4 protein-coding genes are annotated in these 2,132 nt (G+C 59.2%); 2 read left to right on the top strand and 2 right to left on the bottom strand.

Features of this window, described 5'->3' with window-relative positions; translation table 11 throughout:
• Positions 1 to 145 (top strand): CHAT domain-containing protein (locus AB1E34_RS26045; protein WP_372573890.1); only part of this gene is annotated, 145 nt, incomplete at its 5' end.
• Here the strand turns inward: AB1E34_RS26045 and AB1E34_RS26040 are convergent.
• The gene (locus AB1E34_RS26040) at positions 146 to 778 is read right to left on the bottom strand and encodes a hypothetical protein (protein WP_372575197.1); all 633 of its coding nucleotides are present in this window, start codon (positions 776 to 778) and stop codon (positions 146 to 148) included.
• A complete protein-coding gene (locus tag AB1E34_RS26035; protein ID WP_372575196.1) occupies positions 775 to 1,128 on the bottom strand; it encodes a hypothetical protein in 354 nt (117 codons plus the stop codon). The genes AB1E34_RS26040 and AB1E34_RS26035 overlap by 4 nt, the downstream gene beginning before the upstream one ends.
• Positions 1,129 to 1,242: 114 nt before the next feature.
• On the opposite strand from AB1E34_RS26035, the gene AB1E34_RS26030 reads away from it, so the two are divergent.
• Positions 1,243 to 2,132, top strand: an 890-nt coding sequence (locus tag AB1E34_RS26030) for a tetratricopeptide repeat protein (protein WP_372575195.1), incomplete at its 3' end; no start/stop codon positions are given.

The following is a 2,132-nucleotide window of genomic DNA, read 5'->3' as shown; positions in this document are numbered from 1 at the left end:
GCGCTTCTACCAGAACTGGCTCGAGCAGACCACGAGCAACCCCGCCGCCGCACTACGCAAAACCAAGCTGTGGTACCTGCAACAGACAGACCCGTCCCTCAACACACCGCTCAACTGGGCACCCTTCGTCCTCTTCGAAGGGTAACTAGAATGTGCACAGGTCCGGAATAACGGATGTTTCAATCAAAGCGACTTCGGACAATGGGATGATCAAAATTGGTTGGCGCGAAGAGTCGTTGACCCCCGCGTAGGCGTAGAGGTTTTTCCGGTCCATGAAGATCTTGCGCAAGCATCCGTTTGCTGAAAGCGCTGGTCGCGCGTCCAGATAGGTCGCCAGAGGACTGTCTGCCTTCGGAACGAGGCTGATCCGCACCAGACTTTTGTAGTTTTGCGAGAAGAGGTTTTCTGCACGGTCCTTCGCCCGTTCCGCACCAAGATATGCCGCTCCAAAAAGCGAAAGCACCGCCAAAGCAGCCGCCAGAGCCAATAACAACTCCTCTGACATTGCTCCAAATTGACGCCGGAAAAGAAAGGCAGCAGCTAACAAGCCAGCAAGGACGGCCAGAACTGAAAGCAAACCGTCCCGAAAGACCCAAAGCGCATAGGCGGAAAAACTCGACGCCTCAAGACCATCAACCGCTGAAATCCCAAGCCCGAGTTCCGCGAAATATCTATCCGCGTACGTCCAACCCGCTATGAAAATCAGTGCGCCGAGATAGAGCGTTACGAAGCCGGCTTCAACGATCACTTTGTAGACAGAAGGTGGCGTATTGCTCATTTGTCTTCGACCCTGCCTGAAGCGCTCGTTTCGTTTTCCACATCGTCCTGGCGGCGTAGGTCATCGACCACATCCCCTCGTGCAGAGGCATAACAAGGTCGACACAGGCCTTCTCCTGCGGCGATTCTGTCGAAGCGCGCGAAGTCTTCAACATCCTCTCGCCCATCAAATGTTAGTGTCTGACAACTCACACGCTTGATTCCGCGTGTCGCAATGGTCCGCGACTCGCACCCATACCGTTCGATCATCAGGGTTGCCGGGTTTTGCAGGCAAAAGCAGGCCGTTTTTTCTTGTGCTGTCAGTGGCTGCGAACAAATCAAAAAAACACTCAAGAATACCGCAAACTTCAATGTTGGAACTCCCGTCTAGGACAGTCGCCTAAGTTGAACTAGACTTAGCATGTGTTTTGATAGTTGTCAGATTTGAAATTGGGACCGATGCGGACGTTTCTTTATTGTTGTTGTATGATCGTGACTTTGGCGACCAGCGCCGTGGCGCAAGATGACGCGGCGGCGATCGATGCGGCGAATCGGGACGTTGTCGCAACATTCAATGCGGGTCGCTACGAGGAAGCCCTCGCTCTGGCACAAACGACTCTGGCACGGGCGGAGGCGGCGTTGAGCCCGGAGCATCCCTCCACGCTCATCAGCGTGAACAACCTGGCCTTTCTCTACGAGAGCGCCGGGCGCTATAGCGAGGCGGAACCGCTCTACCAGCGCGCGCTTGAGGCCCGCGAGCGAGTGCTGGGCCCGGAGCATCCCGACACGCTCAGCAGCGTGAACAACCTGGCCGGGCTCTACGAGAGCACCGGGCGCTATGGCGAGGCGGAGCCGCTCTACCAGCGCGCGCTTGAGGCCGGCGAGCGGGTGCTGGGCCCGGAGCATCCCGAAACGCTCACCAGCGTGAACAACCTGGCCTTTCTCTACCAGAGCACCGGGCGCTATGGCGAGGCGGAGCCGCTCTACCAGCGCGCGCTTGAGGCCAGCGAGCGGGTGCTGGGCCCGGAGCATCCCAACACGCTCAGCAGCGTGAACAACCTGGCCTTTCTCTACCAGAGCACCGGGCGCTATGGCGAGGCGGAGCCGCTCTACCTGCGCGCGCTTGAGGCCAGCGAGCGGGTGCTGGGCCCGGAGCATCCCGACACGCTCAGCAGCGTGAACAACCTGGCCGGGCTCTACGAGAACACCGGGCGCTATGGCGAGGCGGAACCGCTCTACCAGCGTGCGCTTGAGGCCAGCGAGCGGGTGCTGGGCCGGGAGCATCCCTCCACGCTCATCAGCGTGAACAACCTGGCCGGGCTCTACGAGAGCACCGGGCGCTATGGCGAGGCGGAGCCGCTCTACCAGCGCGTGCT

It is taken from the genome of Ruegeria jejuensis, from assembly GCF_041537905.1.
Taxonomy (GTDB): Bacteria; Pseudomonadota; Alphaproteobacteria; order Rhodobacterales; family Rhodobacteraceae; genus Ruegeria_C.
The sequence above is the reverse complement of the archived record's forward strand: the minus strand, read 5'-3'. Positions and strand labels throughout refer to the sequence as shown.